The organism is Klebsiella sp. CN_Kp073 (assembly GCF_040065495.2).
GTDB lineage: Bacteria > Pseudomonadota > Gammaproteobacteria > Enterobacterales > Enterobacteriaceae > Klebsiella > Klebsiella aerogenes.
This window is the reverse complement of the sequence record NZ_CM198051.1, coordinates 5,019,736-5,036,482: the sequence shown is the minus strand read 5'-3', so window position 1 is coordinate 5,036,482 and position 16,747 is coordinate 5,019,736. Positions and strand designations below refer to the sequence as shown.

The 16,747-nt window shown below is 52.7% G+C and carries 12 protein-coding genes; 9 read left to right on the top strand and 3 right to left on the bottom strand.

Annotation, left to right across the window (positions count from 1 at the left end; translation table 11 throughout):
- The first annotated feature begins 54 nt into the window (after window positions 1-54).
- The 9 genes from secE (at window position 55) to dcuB (ending at window position 14,013) form a co-directional block, all read left to right on the top strand.
- The gene (gene secE, locus ABLV66_RS24185; protein WP_015368827.1) at window positions 55-438 is read left to right on the top strand and encodes a preprotein translocase subunit SecE; all 384 of its coding nucleotides are present in this window, start codon (window positions 55-57) and stop codon (window positions 436-438) included.
- A 1-nt stretch (window position 439) separates the two neighbouring features.
- The gene (gene nusG, locus ABLV66_RS24180; RefSeq protein WP_007665882.1) at window positions 440-985 is read left to right on the top strand and encodes a transcription termination/antitermination protein NusG; all 546 of its coding nucleotides are present in this window, start codon (window positions 440-442) and stop codon (window positions 983-985) included.
- Window positions 986-1,141: 156 nt separating this feature from the next.
- Window positions 1,142-1,570, top strand: a complete 429-nt coding sequence (rplK, locus tag ABLV66_RS24175) for a 50S ribosomal protein L11 (RefSeq protein ID WP_020079906.1) — start codon at window positions 1,142-1,144, stop codon at window positions 1,568-1,570.
- 3 nt (window positions 1,571-1,573) lie between these two features.
- Window positions 1,574-2,278 carry a 50S ribosomal protein L1 gene (gene rplA / locus ABLV66_RS24170; protein ID WP_015368826.1) on the top strand — a complete coding sequence of 235 codons (705 nt, stop codon included), beginning with the start codon at window positions 1,574-1,576 and terminating at the stop codon, window positions 2,276-2,278.
- 414 nt (window positions 2,279-2,692) lie between these two features.
- The gene (rplJ, locus tag ABLV66_RS24165; RefSeq protein ID WP_004097644.1) at window positions 2,693-3,190 is read left to right on the top strand and encodes a 50S ribosomal protein L10; all 498 of its coding nucleotides are present in this window, start codon (window positions 2,693-2,695) and stop codon (window positions 3,188-3,190) included.
- Between the two features lie 66 nt (window positions 3,191-3,256).
- Entirely contained in the window at window positions 3,257-3,622 is a 366-nt protein-coding gene (rplL, locus tag ABLV66_RS24160) for a 50S ribosomal protein L7/L12 (RefSeq protein WP_003033114.1), read from the top strand.
- 324 nt (window positions 3,623-3,946) lie between these two features.
- Window positions 3,947-7,975 (top strand): DNA-directed RNA polymerase subunit beta, encoded by a 4,029-nt coding sequence (gene rpoB / locus ABLV66_RS24155; protein ID WP_015704004.1) that lies wholly within the window; start codon window positions 3,947-3,949, stop codon window positions 7,973-7,975.
- A 76-nt stretch (window positions 7,976-8,051) separates the two neighbouring features.
- Window positions 8,052-12,275, top strand: coding sequence for a DNA-directed RNA polymerase subunit beta' (gene rpoC / locus ABLV66_RS24150; protein ID WP_045397360.1), 4,224 nt, complete (start codon window positions 8,052-8,054; stop codon window positions 12,273-12,275).
- A 397-nt stretch (window positions 12,276-12,672) separates the two neighbouring features.
- Window positions 12,673-14,013: an anaerobic C4-dicarboxylate transporter DcuB gene (dcuB, locus tag ABLV66_RS24145; protein WP_045397357.1), complete on the top strand. Its 1,341-nt coding sequence runs from the start codon at window positions 12,673-12,675 to the stop codon at window positions 14,011-14,013.
- Between the two features lie 42 nt (window positions 14,014-14,055).
- Here dcuB and ABLV66_RS24140 read toward each other — a convergent pair whose 3' ends face one another.
- From ABLV66_RS24140 to ABLV66_RS24130, 3 genes are all read right to left on the bottom strand, one after another.
- Window positions 14,056-14,373, bottom strand: coding sequence for a PTS lactose/cellobiose transporter subunit IIA (locus tag ABLV66_RS24140; RefSeq protein WP_045397355.1), 318 nt, complete (start codon window positions 14,371-14,373; stop codon window positions 14,056-14,058).
- Window positions 14,374-14,376: 3 nt separating this feature from the next.
- Window positions 14,377-14,637 (bottom strand): PTS sugar transporter subunit IIB, encoded by a 261-nt coding sequence (locus ABLV66_RS24135; RefSeq protein WP_242436989.1) that lies wholly within the window; start codon window positions 14,635-14,637, stop codon window positions 14,377-14,379.
- 220 nt (window positions 14,638-14,857) lie between these two features.
- Window positions 14,858-16,390: a sensor domain-containing diguanylate cyclase gene (locus ABLV66_RS24130; protein ID WP_047047091.1), complete on the bottom strand. Its 1,533-nt coding sequence runs from the start codon at window positions 16,388-16,390 to the stop codon at window positions 14,858-14,860.
- Between the last annotated feature and the right edge of the window lie 357 nt (window positions 16,391-16,747).

Genomic DNA, 16,747 nt, shown 5'->3' with positions numbered 1-16,747 from the left:
CGCATTTAACGCGGGGCGAAGATGTTTGTCTGAATTCTTGTGACAGGTTGGTTTATGAGTGCGAATACCGAAGCTCAAGGGAGCGGGCGCGGCCTGGAAGCGTTGAAGTGGGTTATCGTTGCCGTGCTGCTGATCGTAGCCATCGTAGGCAACTTCCTTTATCGCGACATTATGCTGGCGATCCGTGCGCTGGCCGTGGTGATTCTTATCGCTGCTGCCGGTGGCGTCGCTCTGTTAACGACAAAAGGTAAGGCGACTGTCGCCTTCGCCCGCGAAGCGAGAACCGAAGTCCGCAAAGTGATCTGGCCGACCCGCCAGGAAACGCTGCACACCACGCTGATTGTTGCTGCCGTAACTGCAGTAATGTCACTGATCCTGTGGGGACTGGATGGTATTCTGGTTCGCCTGGTATCCTTTATCACTGGCCTGAGGTTCTGAGATGTCTGAAGCTCCTAAAAAGCGCTGGTACGTCGTTCAGGCGTTTTCCGGTTTTGAAGGTCGCGTAGCTACTTCGCTGCGTGAACATATCAAATTACACAACATGGAAGAGTTGTTTGGCGAAGTCATGGTTCCGACCGAAGAAGTGGTTGAAATCCGTGGCGGCCAGCGTCGCAAAAGCGAACGCAAATTCTTCCCAGGCTACGTTCTGGTTCAGATGGTCATGAACGACGCGAGCTGGCACCTGGTGCGCAGCGTCCCGCGCGTGATGGGCTTCATCGGCGGTACTTCCGACCGTCCGGCGCCGATCAGCGACAAAGAAGTCGATGCCATCATGAACCGTCTGCAGCAGGTTGGCGATAAGCCGCGTCCGAAAACGCTGTTTGAACCGGGCGAAATGGTTCGCGTTAACGACGGTCCGTTTGCTGACTTTAACGGCGTTGTTGAAGAAGTGGACTACGAGAAGTCCCGCCTGAAAGTTTCCGTTTCTATCTTCGGTCGTGCGACTCCGGTAGAGCTGGACTTCGGTCAGGTTGAGAAGGCGTAAGCCGGCGATCAAAAAAGCAGCGATTTAATCGTTGCATAGGGCGCGAAATTGGAATACAATTTCGCGCCTTTTGTTTTTATGGGCCTGGCCCGTAAAACGATGTTTAATCACGGGGAGCTTCTCTGAAGCGTTAATACCCAATTCGAGGATTTAAGAATGGCTAAGAAAGTACAAGCCTACGTCAAGCTGCAGGTTGCAGCTGGTATGGCAAACCCGAGTCCGCCGGTTGGTCCAGCACTGGGTCAGCAGGGCGTTAACATCATGGAATTCTGCAAAGCGTTCAACGCAAAAACTGAATCCATGGAAAAAGGTCTGCCAATCCCGGTTGTTATCACCGTTTACGCTGACCGTTCTTTCACTTTCGTTACCAAAACTCCGCCGGCAGCAGTTCTGCTGAAAAAAGCGGCTGGTATCAAGTCCGGCTCCGGTAAGCCGAACAAAGAGAAAGTTGGTAAAATTTCCCGCGCTCAACTGCAGGAAATCGCGCAGACCAAAGCTGCCGACATGACTGGTGCCGACATTGAAGCGATGACTCGCTCCATCGAAGGTACTGCACGTTCCATGGGCCTGGTAGTGGAGGACTAAGAAATGGCTAAACTGACCAAGCGCATGTCCGTGATTCGTGAGAAAGTTGATGCAACTAAACAGTACGACATCAACGAAGCCATCTCTCTGCTGAAAGAACTGGCGACCGCTAAGTTCGTTGAAAGCGTTGACGTTGCTGTAAACCTGGGCATCGATGCTCGTAAATCTGACCAGAACGTACGTGGTGCAACTGTACTGCCGCACGGTACTGGCCGTTCTGTTCGCGTTGCCGTATTTGCACAGGGCCCGAACGCTGAAGCTGCTAAAGCTGCAGGCGCCGAGCTGGTAGGTATGGAAGATCTGGCTGACCAGATCAAGAAAGGCGAAATGAACTTTGACGTTGTTATTGCTTCCCCGGATGCAATGCGCGTTGTTGGCCAGCTGGGCCAGGTTCTGGGCCCGCGCGGCCTGATGCCAAACCCGAAAGTTGGTACCGTAACTCCTAACGTTGCTGAAGCGGTTAAGAACGCTAAAGCAGGTCAGGTTCGTTATCGTAACGACAAAAACGGCATCATCCACACCACCATCGGTAAAGTGGACTTTGACGCTGACAAACTGAAAGAAAACCTGGAAGCTCTGCTGGTTGCGCTGAAAAAAGCAAAACCGACTCAGGCTAAAGGCGTGTACATCAAGAAAGTTAGCATCTCCACCACCATGGGTGCAGGTGTTGCAGTAGATCAGGCTGGCCTGAACGCTTCTGCAAACTAATGCCTTTACGTGGGCGGTGATTTTGTCTACAATCTTACCCCCACGATTCTGTCAATAAGACAGACGCTATGCGAGTCATTTGAATTGCAGCAAGGCAGCAATCGAGTGAATCACCGGGAGTGTAGTTAACTACATGACCGGTGTGAACGAGAGCAGCTAACGCCGCTGCGGTTCGAAGGACGAAGTCATAGGAAGAATTTGTTCGTTGGAGCCTGGCCTATCCAGGCCTCCGTCGAAGACCGCAGGTGTTTCGTAAGAAACTTAATCCCCTGCGTAGACGGTGACAGAACGCTAAGATTATTTTTTGGATACTCTGGCTTGTTTCTGCTCACCGTATTAAGACGCTCTATTCGTTGAATAGAGTGAAGTGAGTTCCAGAGCATAAGCTCTGGCAAACATCCAGGAGCAAAGCTAATGGCTTTAAATCTTCAAGACAAACAAGCGATTGTTGCTGAAGTCAGCGAAGTAGCCAAAGGCGCGCTGTCTGCAGTAGTTGCGGATTCCCGTGGCGTAACTGTAGATAAAATGACTGAACTGCGTAAAGCAGGTCGTGAAGCTGGCGTTTACATGCGTGTTGTTCGTAACACCCTGCTGCGCCGCGTCGTTGAAGGTACTCCGTTCGAGTGCCTGAAAGACACGTTTGTTGGTCCGACCCTGATTGCATACTCTATGGAACACCCGGGCGCTGCTGCTCGTCTGTTCAAAGAGTTCGCGAAAGCGAATGCAAAATTTGAGGTCAAAGCCGCTGCCTTTGAAGGTGAGCTGATCCCGGCGTCGCAAATCGACCGCCTGGCAACTCTGCCGACCTACGAAGAAGCAATTGCACGCCTGATGGCAACCATGAAAGAAGCTTCGGCTGGCAAACTGGTTCGTACTCTGGCTGCTGTACGCGATGCGAAAGAAGCTGCTTAATCGCAGTTATCTTTGTAAAGCACTCGCTTACGTATAAACTTATTCTGATATTCAGGAACAATTTAAATGTCTATCACTAAAGATCAAATCATTGAAGCAGTATCCGCTATGTCCGTAATGGACGTTGTTGAGCTGATCTCTGCAATGGAAGAAAAATTCGGTGTTTCCGCTGCTGCTGCTGTAGCTGTAGCTGCTGGCCCGGCTGAAGCTGCTGAAGAAAAAACTGAATTCGACGTAATTCTGAAAGCTGCTGGCGCTAACAAAGTTGCTGTTATCAAAGCAGTACGTGGCGCGACTGGCCTGGGTCTGAAAGAAGCTAAAGACCTGGTAGAATCTGCACCGGCTGCACTGAAAGAAGGCATCAGCAAAGACGACGCTGAAGCTCTGAAAAAATCTCTGGAAGAAGCTGGCGCTGAAGTTGAAGTTAAATAAGCCAACCCTTCCGGTTGCAGCCTGAGAAATTAGGCTGAGGCTGGTGACTTTTTAGTCACCAGCCTTTTTGCGCTGTAAGGCGCCAGTAGCATTTCACACTGTTTGACTGCTGGTTTGCCTCACAATGCTTGTTTCTATCGACGACTTAATATACTGCGACAGGTTAGGGTTCCTGGGCTGTGTAAATCGCAATGAAATGGTTTAAGCGTGATAGCAACAGGCATTGCGGAAAGTGTTCCATTTTCCGGTCAACAAAATAGTGTTGCATAAAAAACTGCCCTTTCCGGGCAGATGGGTCGACTTGTCAGCGAGCTGAGGAACCCTATGGTTTACTCCTATACCGAGAAAAAACGTATTCGTAAGGATTTTGGTAAACGTCCACAAGTTCTGGATGTGCCTTATCTCCTTTCTATCCAGCTTGACTCGTTCCAGAAGTTTATCGAGCAAGATCCTGAAGGGCAGTATGGTCTGGAAGCAGCCTTCCGTTCCGTATTCCCGATTCAGAGCTACAGCGGTAATTCAGAGCTGCAATACGTCAGCTACCGTCTGGGCGAACCTGTTTTTGATGTTAAAGAATGTCAGATCCGTGGCGTGACGTATTCCGCACCGCTGCGTGTGAAACTGCGTCTGGTGATCTACGAGCGCGAAGCGCCGGAAGGCACCGTTAAAGACATTAAAGAACAAGAAGTCTACATGGGCGAAATCCCGCTCATGACCGACAACGGTACCTTCGTTATCAACGGTACCGAGCGTGTTATCGTTTCTCAGCTGCACCGTAGCCCGGGCGTCTTCTTTGACAGTGACAAAGGTAAGACTCACTCTTCCGGTAAGGTCCTGTATAACGCACGTATCATTCCTTACCGTGGTTCCTGGCTGGACTTCGAATTCGACCCGAAAGACAACCTGTTCGTTCGTATCGACCGTCGTCGTAAACTGCCTGCAACCATCATTCTGCGCGCGCTGAATTACACCACTGAGCAGATCCTTGACCTGTTCTTCGAGAAAGTGGTCTTTGAAATTCGCGACAACAAGCTGCAGATGGAGCTGGTACCGGAGCGTCTGCGCGGTGAAACCGCCTCCTTCGATATCGAAGCCAACGGTAAAGTGTACGTTGAGAAAGGCCGTCGTATTACCGCGCGCCATATTCGCCAGCTGGAAAAAGACGATATCAAACATATCGAAGTTCCGGTTGAGTACATCGCGGGTAAAGTTGCTTCTAAAGACTACATCGACGAAGCGACCGGCGAACTGATCTGCCCGGCGAACATGGAGCTGAGCCTGGATCTGCTGGCTAAACTGAGCCAGTCCGGCCACAAGCGTATCGAAACGCTGTTCACCAACGATCTGGACCACGGTCCGTACATTTCTGAAACTGTACGCGTCGACCCAACCAACGATCGTCTGAGCGCGCTGGTAGAAATCTACCGCATGATGCGCCCGGGTGAGCCGCCGACTCGTGAAGCGGCTGAAAGCCTGTTTGAGAACCTGTTCTTCTCCGAAGACCGCTACGATCTGTCCGCGGTTGGTCGTATGAAGTTCAACCGTTCTCTGCTGCGCGACGAAATCGAAGGTTCCGGTATCCTGAGCAAAGACGACATCATCGAAGTGATGAAGAAGCTCATCGATATCCGTAACGGTAAAGGCGAAGTCGATGATATCGACCACCTCGGCAACCGTCGTATCCGTTCCGTTGGCGAAATGGCGGAAAACCAGTTCCGCGTTGGCCTGGTGCGTGTAGAGCGTGCGGTTAAAGAGCGTCTGTCTCTGGGCGATCTGGATACCCTGATGCCTCAGGATATGATCAACGCCAAGCCGATTTCCGCAGCAGTGAAAGAGTTCTTTGGTTCCAGCCAGCTGTCCCAGTTTATGGACCAGAACAACCCGCTGTCTGAGATTACGCACAAACGTCGTATCTCCGCACTCGGCCCAGGCGGTCTGACCCGTGAACGCGCAGGCTTCGAAGTTCGAGACGTACACCCGACTCACTATGGTCGCGTATGTCCAATCGAAACGCCTGAAGGTCCGAACATCGGTCTGATCAACTCCCTGTCCGTATACGCACAGACTAACGAATACGGTTTCCTTGAGACCCCGTATCGTAAAGTGACCGACGGTGTTGTTACCGACGAAATTCATTACCTGTCTGCTATCGAAGAAGGTAACTACGTCATCGCTCAGGCGAACTCCAACCTGGATGACGAAGGCCACTTTGTTGAAGATCTGGTTACCTGCCGTAGTAAAGGCGAATCCAGCTTGTTCAGCCGCGACCAGGTTGACTACATGGACGTATCCACCCAGCAGGTGGTATCCGTCGGTGCGTCCCTGATCCCGTTCCTGGAACACGATGACGCCAACCGTGCATTGATGGGTGCGAACATGCAACGTCAGGCGGTTCCGACTCTGCGCGCTGATAAGCCGCTGGTTGGTACCGGTATGGAACGTGCTGTTGCCGTTGACTCCGGTGTTACTGCGGTGGCTAAACGTGGCGGTACCGTTCAGTACGTGGATGCTTCCCGTATCGTTATCAAAGTTAACGAAGACGAGATGTACCCGGGCGAAGCAGGTATCGACATCTATAACCTGACCAAGTACACCCGTTCTAACCAGAACACCTGCATCAACCAGATGCCTTGCGTGTCCCTGGGTGAACCAATTGAACGCGGCGACGTCCTGGCCGACGGCCCGTCCACCGACCTCGGTGAACTGGCGCTGGGTCAGAACATGCGCGTAGCGTTCATGCCGTGGAACGGCTACAACTTCGAAGACTCCATCCTCGTATCCGAGCGTGTTGTCCAGGAAGACCGTTTCACCACCATCCACATTCAGGAACTGGCATGCGTGTCCCGTGACACCAAGCTGGGGCCGGAAGAGATCACCGCTGACATCCCGAACGTGGGTGAAGCCGCGCTCTCTAAACTGGATGAATCCGGTATCGTTTATATCGGTGCGGAAGTGACCGGCGGCGACATTCTGGTTGGTAAGGTAACCCCGAAAGGTGAAACCCAGCTGACTCCGGAAGAGAAACTGCTGCGCGCGATCTTCGGTGAGAAAGCGTCTGACGTTAAAGACTCTTCTCTGCGCGTACCGAACGGTGTCTCTGGTACCGTTATCGACGTTCAGGTGTTTACCCGTGACGGCGTAGAAAAAGACAAGCGTGCTCTTGAGATCGAAGAGATGCAGCTGAAGCAGGCTAAAAAAGACCTGTCTGAAGAACTGCAGATCCTCGAAGCTGGTCTGTTCAGCCGTATCTACGCTGTGCTGGTTGCCGGTGGCGTTGAAGCTGACAAGCTCGACAAACTGCCGCGCGATCGCTGGCTGGAACTGGGCCTGACCGACGAAGAGAAACAAAATCAGCTGGAGCAACTGGCTGAGCAGTATGACGAACTGAAACACGAGTTCGAGAAAAAACTCGAAGCGAAACGCCGTAAAATCACCCAAGGCGACGATCTGGCACCGGGCGTGCTGAAGATTGTTAAGGTATACCTGGCCGTTAAACGCCGTATCCAGCCTGGTGATAAGATGGCGGGTCGTCACGGTAACAAGGGTGTTATCTCTAAGATCAACCCGATCGAAGATATGCCGCACGATGCTAACGGTACGCCGGTAGATATCGTACTGAACCCGCTGGGCGTACCGTCTCGTATGAACATCGGTCAGATCCTGGAAACTCACCTGGGTATGGCTGCGAAAGGCATCGGCGATAAGATCAACGCCATGCTGAAACAGCAGCAAGAAGTCGCGAAACTGCGCGAATTCATCCAGCGTGCTTACGATCTGGGCGCTGACGTTCGCCAGAAAGTTGACCTGAATACCTTCAGCGATGAAGAAGTTCTGCGTCTGGCTGAAAACCTGCGTAAAGGCATGCCAATCGCAACGCCGGTATTCGACGGTGCGAAAGAAGCTGAAATCAAAGAGCTGCTGCAGCTGGGCGACCTGCCGACTTCCGGTCAGATCACTCTGTTTGACGGCCGCACCGGTGAACAGTTCGAACGTCCGGTAACCGTGGGTTACATGTACATGCTGAAACTGAACCACCTGGTCGACGACAAAATGCACGCTCGTTCCACCGGTTCTTACAGCCTGGTTACTCAGCAGCCGCTGGGTGGTAAGGCGCAGTTCGGTGGTCAGCGCTTCGGTGAGATGGAAGTGTGGGCGCTGGAAGCATACGGCGCGGCCTACACCCTGCAGGAAATGCTCACCGTTAAGTCTGATGACGTGAACGGTCGTACCAAGATGTATAAAAACATCGTGGACGGCAACCACCAGATGGAACCGGGCATGCCGGAATCCTTCAACGTACTGTTGAAAGAAATCCGCTCGCTGGGCATCAACATCGAACTGGAAGACGAGTAACTCTCGCTCAAACAGGTCACTGGTGCCGGGGTAAAACCCGGCGCCAGATTGTGCTAACTCCGACGGGAGCAAATCCGTGAAAGACTTATTAAAGTTTCTGAAAGCGCAAACTAAAACCGAAGAGTTTGATGCGATCAAAATTGCTCTGGCATCGCCAGACATGATCCGTTCATGGTCTTTCGGTGAAGTTAAAAAGCCGGAAACCATTAACTACCGTACGTTCAAGCCAGAACGTGACGGTCTGTTCTGCGCTCGTATTTTCGGGCCAGTAAAAGACTATGAGTGCCTGTGCGGTAAGTACAAGCGCCTGAAACACCGTGGTGTTATCTGTGAGAAGTGCGGCGTTGAAGTGACCCAGACCAAAGTGCGTCGTGAGCGCATGGGCCACATCGAGCTGGCGTCTCCGACTGCCCACATCTGGTTCCTGAAGTCTCTGCCGTCCCGTATCGGTCTGCTGCTGGATATGCCGCTGCGTGATATCGAACGCGTACTGTACTTTGAATCTTATGTTGTTATCGAAGGTGGCATGACCAACCTCGAACGCAACCAGATTCTGACTGAAGAGCAGTACCTGGACGCGCTGGAAGAGTTCGGTGATGAATTCGACGCGAAGATGGGCGCCGAAGCTATTCAGGCCCTGCTGAAAAGCATGGACCTGGAGCAAGAGTGCGAGCAGCTGCGTGAAGAGCTGAACGAAACCAACTCCGAAACCAAGCGTAAAAAGCTGACCAAGCGCATTAAGCTGCTGGAAGCGTTCGTTCAATCTGGCAACAAGCCGGAGTGGATGATCCTGACCGTTCTGCCGGTTCTGCCGCCAGATCTGCGTCCGCTGGTTCCGCTGGATGGCGGTCGTTTTGCGACTTCTGACCTGAACGATCTGTATCGTCGCGTCATTAACCGTAACAACCGTCTGAAACGTCTGCTGGATCTGGCTGCGCCGGACATCATCGTACGCAACGAAAAACGTATGCTGCAGGAAGCGGTCGACGCCCTGCTGGATAACGGTCGTCGCGGTCGTGCGATCACCGGTTCCAACAAACGTCCTCTGAAATCTTTGGCCGATATGATCAAAGGTAAACAGGGTCGTTTCCGTCAGAACCTGCTCGGTAAGCGTGTTGACTACTCCGGTCGTTCTGTAATCACCGTAGGTCCATACCTGCGTCTGCATCAGTGCGGTCTGCCGAAGAAAATGGCGCTGGAGCTGTTCAAACCGTTCATCTACGGCAAGCTGGAACTGCGTGGCCTGGCCACCACCATCAAAGCCGCTAAGAAAATGGTTGAGCGCGAAGAAGCCGTCGTTTGGGATATCCTGGACGAAGTTATCCGCGAACACCCGGTACTGCTGAACCGTGCGCCAACACTGCACCGTTTGGGTATTCAGGCGTTCGAACCGGTTCTGATCGAAGGTAAAGCTATTCAGCTGCACCCGCTGGTTTGTGCGGCATATAACGCCGACTTCGATGGTGACCAGATGGCTGTTCACGTACCGCTGACGCTGGAAGCCCAGCTGGAAGCGCGTGCGCTGATGATGTCTACCAACAACATCCTGTCCCCGGCGAACGGCGAACCAATCATCGTTCCGTCTCAGGACGTTGTACTGGGTCTGTACTACATGACCCGTGACTGTGTTAACGCCAAAGGCGAAGGCATGGTGCTGACTGGCCCGAAAGAAGCGGAGCGTATTTATCGCGCCGGTCTGGCCTCTCTGCATGCGCGCGTTAAAGTGCGTATCACCGAATACGAAAAAGACGACAATGGTGAATTCGTCGCGAAGACCAGCCTGAAAGACACGACCATTGGCCGTGCCATTCTGTGGATGATCGTACCGAAAGGTCTGCCGTTCTCTATCGTGAACCAGGCGCTCGGTAAGAAAGCGATCTCCAAGATGCTGAACACCTGTTACCGTATTCTGGGTCTGAAACCGACCGTTATTTTTGCGGACCAGACGATGTACACCGGCTTTGCTTATGCAGCGCGTTCAGGTGCGTCCGTTGGTATCGATGACATGGTCATCCCGGAGAAAAAATACGAAATCATCAGCGAAGCGGAAGCTGAAGTTGCTGAGATTCAGGAACAGTTCCAGTCTGGTCTGGTTACTGCGGGCGAACGCTACAACAAAGTTATCGATATCTGGGCTGCGGCGAACGATCGTGTATCCAAAGCGATGATGGATAACCTGCAAACCGAAACCGTTATTAACCGTGACGGTCAGGAAGAACAGCAGGTTTCCTTCAACAGCATCTACATGATGGCCGACTCCGGTGCGCGTGGTTCTGCGGCACAGATTCGTCAGCTGGCTGGTATGCGTGGTCTGATGGCGAAGCCGGATGGCTCCATCATCGAAACGCCGATCACCGCGAACTTCCGTGAAGGTCTGAACGTACTCCAGTACTTCATCTCCACCCACGGTGCTCGTAAAGGTCTGGCGGATACCGCACTGAAGACAGCGAACTCCGGTTACCTGACTCGTCGTCTGGTTGACGTTGCGCAGGACCTGGTTGTTACTGAAGACGACTGCGGCACCCTGGAAGGCATCACCATGACGCCGGTTATCGAAGGTGGCGACGTTAAAGAGCCGCTGCGCGATCGCGTACTGGGTCGTGTGACTGCTGAAGACGTTCTGAAGCCGGGTACCGCGGACATTCTGGTTCCACGCAACACGCTGCTGCACGAGCACTGGTGTGACCTGCTGGAAGAGAACTCCGTTGACTCCGTCAAAGTTCGTTCCGTTGTATCCTGTGACACCGACTTTGGTGTATGTGCGCACTGCTACGGTCGTGACCTGGCGCGTGGCCACATCATCAACAAAGGTGAGGCTATCGGCGTTATCGCGGCACAGTCCATCGGTGAGCCGGGTACACAGCTGACGATGCGTACGTTCCACATCGGTGGTGCGGCATCTCGTGCGGCTGCTGAATCCAGCATCCAGGTGAAAAACAAAGGTAGCATCCGTCTGAGCAACGCGAAGTCGGTTGTGAACTCCAGCGGTAAACTGGTTATCACCTCTCGTAACACCGAACTGAAGCTGATCGACGAATTCGGTCGTACGAAAGAAAGCTATAAAGTGCCTTACGGTTCCGTTATGGCGAAAGGCGACGGCGAACAGGTTGCTGGCGGTGAAACCGTTGCAAACTGGGATCCGCATACCATGCCGGTTATCACCGAAGTGAGTGGTTTCGTCCGCTTCACTGACATGATCGACGGCCAGACCATTACTCGTCAGACCGACGAGCTGACCGGTCTGTCTTCGCTGGTGGTTCTGGATTCCGCAGAACGTACCTCCGGTGGTAAAGATCTGCGTCCGGCGCTGAAAATTGTTGATGCTCAGGGCAACGACGTTCTGATCCCAGGCACCGATATGCCTGCTCAGTACTTCCTGCCGGGTAAAGCGATTGTTCAGCTGGAAGATGGCGTACAGATCAGCTCTGGTGACACCCTGGCCCGTGTTCCGCAGGAATCTGGCGGTACCAAGGACATCACCGGTGGTCTGCCGCGCGTTGCGGATCTGTTCGAAGCACGTCGTCCGAAAGAGCCGGCAATCCTGGCTGAAATCAGCGGCATCATTTCCTTCGGTAAAGAAACCAAAGGGAAACGTCGTCTGGTTATCACCCCGGTAGACGGTAGCGAACCGTACGAAGAGATGATTCCGAAATGGCGTCAGCTGAACGTGTTCGAAGGTGAACGTGTAGAACGTGGTGACGTGGTTTCCGACGGTCCGGAAGCGCCGCACGACATTCTGCGTCTTCGTGGCGTACACGCGGTAACGCGTTACATCACCAACGAAGTGCAGGACGTTTATCGTCTGCAAGGCGTTAAGATTAACGATAAGCACATTGAAGTTATCGTTCGTCAGATGCTGCGTAAAGCGACCATCGAAAGTGCTGGTAGCTCCGACTTCCTCGAAGGCGAGCAGGTTGAATACTCCCGCGTTAAGATCGCTAACCGCGAGCTTGAAGCGAATGGCAAAGTTGCGGCAACCTATTCCCGCGACCTGCTGGGTATCACCAAAGCGTCTCTGGCAACCGAGTCCTTCATCTCCGCGGCCTCGTTCCAGGAGACCACTCGCGTGCTGACCGAAGCAGCCGTTGCGGGCAAACGCGACGAACTGCGCGGTCTGAAAGAGAACGTCATCGTGGGTCGTCTGATCCCGGCGGGTACCGGTTATGCGTACCACCAGGATCGTATGCGCCGTCGCGCAGCGGGCGAACAGCCGGCTGCGCCGCAGGTGAGCGTAGAAGAAGCGTCTGCCAACCTGGCAGAACTGCTGAACGCAGGCCTGGGCGGTTCTGACAACGATTAATCGTTGATGCGCTAAGCGCTTAAAAGCCAGTCAGGTTTCCTGACTGGCTTTTTTATTACCTGTCGATTTACCTCACCTAAAATAAATTACATTTATTTAATGTAATTGCCGCAATTAATTAGCAAATTAAACATGCCTGGTAATTATCAATTTGCTATTTCTTTATGCCATCACTAATCGATGGATAAAAATTCTACATGTATCAAAAAATAAGCCCCGTAAACGCTATATAGTCAAAACACTCAAAGAATCATGTGATTACTTTTCCCCATCCTTTTCGGTTTACCGCAACTGAGGGGTTCGCTGCGCCTGTTAAAAGGCAATGGAGGAGGTGAGCAAAAATAAAAATAAGGCGGAGAGTATTGTCGTTATTTAATGGATAGCTTCTGGGGGATACATGGAATTTGCTATACAGCTCATCATTATCTTAATTTGTCTGTTCTACGGCGCGAAAAAGGGTGGTATTGCGCTCGGCCTTTTAGGCGGCATTGGGTTAGTTATCTTAGTTTTTGTCTTTCATCTTAAACCGGGAAAGCCGCCGGTTGATGTCATGCTGGTGATTATCGCGGTGGTGGCCGCCTCGGCGACGCTACAGGCATCCGGCGGTTTAGACGTGATGCTGCAGATTGCCGAGAAGCTCCTGCGGCGCAATCCCAAATACGTTTCTATCGTCGCGCCATTCGTCACCTGTACGCTGACGATCCTGTGCGGTACCGGCCATGTGGTGTATACGATCCTGCCAATTATTTACGATGTGGCTATCAAAAATAATATTCGCCCGGAGCGACCGATGGCGGCGAGCTCAATTGGCGCCCAGATGGGGATCATTGCCAGCCCGGTTTCGGTGGCGGTGGTCTCGCTGGTGGCGATGCTCGGGAATTTTACCTTTAACGGTAAGCACCTTGAGTTTCTCGATTTGCTGGCGATAACCATTCCGTCAACGCTGCTGGGGATCCTGGCGATTGGTATCTTCAGCTGGTTCCGCGGTAAAGATCTTGATAAAGACGAGACCTTCCAGGCGTTTATTGCGATACCGGAAAACCGTCATTATGTTTATGGCGATACGGCCACGCTATTGGATAAAAAGCTGCCGACCAGCAACTGGATTGCGATGTGGATCTTCCTTGCCTCAATTGCCGTGGTGGCGCTGCTTGGCGCGTTTTCTGAATTGCGTCCGGCGTTCGACGGAAAGCCTCTCTCAATGGTTCTGGTGATCCAGATGTTCATGCTGCTCTCCGGGGCGCTTATCATTATTATTACCAAAACCAATCCGGCTTCGATTTCTAAAAATGAGGTTTTCCGCTCGGGGATGATCGCTATCGTCGCGGTGTATGGTATCGCGTGGATGGCGGAAACCATGTTCGGCGCGCACATGACCGAGATTAAAGGTGTACTCGGAGAAATGGTGAAGGAGTACCCGTGGGCCTACGCTATCGTGCTGTTATTGGTATCGAAGTTCGTCAACTCTCAGGCGGCGGCGCTGGCGGCGATTGTCCCGGTGGCGCTGGCGATCGGCGTTGACCCGGCCTATATCGTCGCTTCCGCGCCCGCCTGCTATGGCTATTACATCCTGCCGACTTACCCAAGCGATCTGGCGGCGATTCAGTTTGACCGTTCAGGCACAACCCATATTGGCCGCTTTGTCATTAACCATAGCTTTATCCTGCCGGGATTAATTGGCGTGAGCGTTTCTTGCGTCTTCGGCTGGGTGTTCGCGGCGATGTACGGTTTTCTGTAAGTGAGACAGGCGCCGCTGGCGGCGCCTGCTAGCTCATTGGGATTATTGTGCGGGCGGCAGGCGGCGATACAGTTCGATCATATCGGTCGCTAAATCCTGAATCACCATCGCGTTCATCAGATGATCCTGGGAGTGCACGGTAATCAGGTTCACCGGCAGCTTGCCGCTGCCTTCATCCATGCCGATAAGCTGGGTCTGGATTTTATGCGCATGCTTTACAAATTCGTGGGAGTCGGCCATAGCCTGCTCGGCGGCGGCGAAATCCCCTTTACGCGCCTGCTGTAGGGCAGTGAGGGCAGAACTGCGCGCGGAGCCGGCGTTGACCAGCAGCTCCATGATAATCGTCTCTAAATCTTCCATGCCTTACTCCATCAGCTTCAGGGCTTTATCAAGAACGGCATCGCCTTTCATCATGCCGTAATCCATCATATCGATAACGGCGACCTTTTTACCAACCGGGTCGGCTAGCGCCTGTAGTTTTGCCTGTTCATACTTCACCTGTGGGCCGAGCAGGATAATATCCGCCGTGGCCAGGTTATCTTTGAACTCCGCTACCGGCACGGCTTTAATAGACACTTCGACGCCTTTCTTCTGCGCGGCGTCTTTCATACGTTGCACCAGCATGCTGGTGGACATTCCTGCGGCACAGCATAAAACGATATTCTTCATTGTTTCATCGCCCTTATGTATGTTCCTTGATATACCATCTTTATCGCGGGCGGCGGCGTGGCACAACCGCTTCACCATGATTGTGTGTAAAACATCACAAAAAATGAAACCGGTTTCAATTTTGCAGCGGCAGAGATAAAAAAGCCCGCAAAAGCGGGCTATCAGAGGGTTACGCTCAGGCGCGAACGATTCGGTTCTTGCCCTGCTGTTTGGCCTTATACAACGCTTCATCCACGCTAACGACCAGTTTTTCCAGCGGCTCCATATTCCACTCTCCGAGGCCGGCACTAAAGGTGACGGTTAATCCTTCTTCGCGCCAGGTTCGGCTGGCAACGTTAAGGCGCCAGCTCTCCAGAATGGTGAGCGCGTTGTCGATATGTTCGGCAGGGAAGATTACGGCAAACTCTTCGCCGCCGTAGCGGTAAAGCGAGATCTCCTGAGGCTGCAGGATCTGTAACCCTTCACGCGCGACGTTGCGCAGCACGATGTCGCCATTGAGATGGCCCCAGGTATCATTAATCGATTTGAAGTTGTCGATATCGACCAACGCGAGGGCGAAAGGCTGGTGATCGTTCATCAGCGCGGCGATATCGCTGTCGAAGGCGCGGCGGTTTTTGCAGCCGGTCAGGGCATCGATGGTGGCCTGGCGGACATAGGTGAGCTCACGCTGTTTATTGCTCTCGATCGCTTTGCTGAGCATGGCTTCCAGCCGCGGCGCGCGTTTGACGTCGCCGGTCTTGATGGCGTTAATGATGTTCATCAGTACGGTACGCGAAGCGTGACGCAGATAAAGCCCGAACAGGACAATGACGATAGCGGCAAGAGCGAAACCCCAGGCGACAATATCGGTTTCATAGCGCGTCAGGTCGTCAAGGGTGGCATCGGTAACGCGGAAAATAACGAACCAGTCAGGATTGGTAAAGGAATAGTAGTAGTACCAGGCCTTATGCTCCTCATCATAAAGCTGGCCTTCCGCACTGGTCATTTTGTCCATGAGTTCCGCGCTAATGTAGGTTTTAAATAGCGCGCCGGTATCGGGATGGATCACCACTTTGCCGTCGCGTTGCACGACAAAAAACTCGCCCTGCACCGGTGAGACAATCTGCCGTAACGCGTAGCCCATCGACGTTAGATCCATATGAAACGCCAGGCTACCTTTGAGCCGCCCCTGCGGTGAAATGACAGGCCGGTAGACGGTGACGGTAGGATGGTGAGTGAAGTAGTCAAGGTAAGGAGTGGTATAGAGACTGAAGGTACTGGCTTCCGCCTGGCGAATAAACCAGGGACGCGTTTTAGGATCAAACGAGCGGCTCTCATCGCCTTCCATCACCTCGGGAGCGCGCAGATAATGGCCGAGAGTATCGGCAAGCGAAATGGAGGAGACCGTCGGCATCAGCTCCTGCAAACGCATCAGATCGTCCAGACCCTTTTGCGGATTGACATTTACGGCGATATTGAGCGCATCGTCGCGGGCGAAGTATTTCGTCGCGCGCGCCAGAATGTAGTCATTCTCGCGCAGCAGAGATTCGGTGTAGTTCACCGCAAGATTATGGGTAAAGTTGCGGTTAATATGATGATAATCTTCGAGAAAATTTTTCTTCTGCGTCGCGGTAACAAAGATTGCGATCAGTAAAAAACTGAGCAAAATCCCCGCAAAGCCCACTACGATCGGCGTAGTAAAAGAAAGCTTTCTGTTGTGGCGTGCCATAAGTTGTTAATCGTCCAGAATCAATATACCTGTCATACTTCAAGTTGCATGTGCGTTGGCAATAACTCGGCCCATCCTTGGGCCTCGCCTTTACGGGGCCAGCGCAAGCGCTGTTCAAAACGGCTAGTCGTTTTGTTCTGCAACTCGAATTATTTAGGGTATAAACCGTGGGTTTAGACGCAGGTTAAGCCAGCATGCCTGCTTAGCGAATCAGGTAACTATCGCTAAATTATAACGCTGAGTGCGCTCAGCATCGTGATTAATATTCGATAGTAATATGTTTGCGGCAGTGCGGACGGTAGAGGCAGGGCGAAGAGAGGAAAGAAAAACTCGCCCTGGTCAGCGTCCGCTGCTGAC

Excerpts from the sequence above, each read along its gene's own strand:
- rplJ (WP_004097644.1), top strand. The coding sequence starts at position 2,693 with ATGGCTTTAAATCTTCAAGACAAACAAGCGATTGTTGCTGAAGTCAGC.
- ABLV66_RS24130 (WP_047047091.1), bottom strand. The coding sequence starts at position 16,390 with ATGGCACGCCACAACAGAAAGCTTTCTTTTACTACGCCGATCGTAGTG.
- rplK (WP_020079906.1), top strand. The coding sequence starts at position 1,142 with ATGGCTAAGAAAGTACAAGCCTACGTCAAGCTGCAGGTTGCAGCTGGT.
- rpoB (WP_015704004.1), top strand. The coding sequence starts at position 3,947 with ATGGTTTACTCCTATACCGAGAAAAAACGTATTCGTAAGGATTTTGGT.
- secE (WP_015368827.1), top strand. The coding sequence starts at position 55 with ATGAGTGCGAATACCGAAGCTCAAGGGAGCGGGCGCGGCCTGGAAGCG.
- ABLV66_RS24140 (WP_045397355.1), bottom strand. The coding sequence starts at position 14,373 with ATGGAAGATTTAGAGACGATTATCATGGAGCTGCTGGTCAACGCCGGC.
- rplA (WP_015368826.1), top strand. The coding sequence starts at position 1,574 with ATGGCTAAACTGACCAAGCGCATGTCCGTGATTCGTGAGAAAGTTGAT.
- dcuB (WP_045397357.1), top strand. The coding sequence starts at position 12,673 with ATGGAATTTGCTATACAGCTCATCATTATCTTAATTTGTCTGTTCTAC.
- ABLV66_RS24135 (WP_242436989.1), bottom strand. The coding sequence starts at position 14,637 with ATGCTGGTGCAACGTATGAAAGACGCCGCGCAGAAGAAAGGCGTCGAA.
- rplL (WP_003033114.1), top strand. The coding sequence starts at position 3,257 with ATGTCTATCACTAAAGATCAAATCATTGAAGCAGTATCCGCTATGTCC.
- nusG (WP_007665882.1), top strand. The coding sequence starts at position 440 with ATGTCTGAAGCTCCTAAAAAGCGCTGGTACGTCGTTCAGGCGTTTTCC.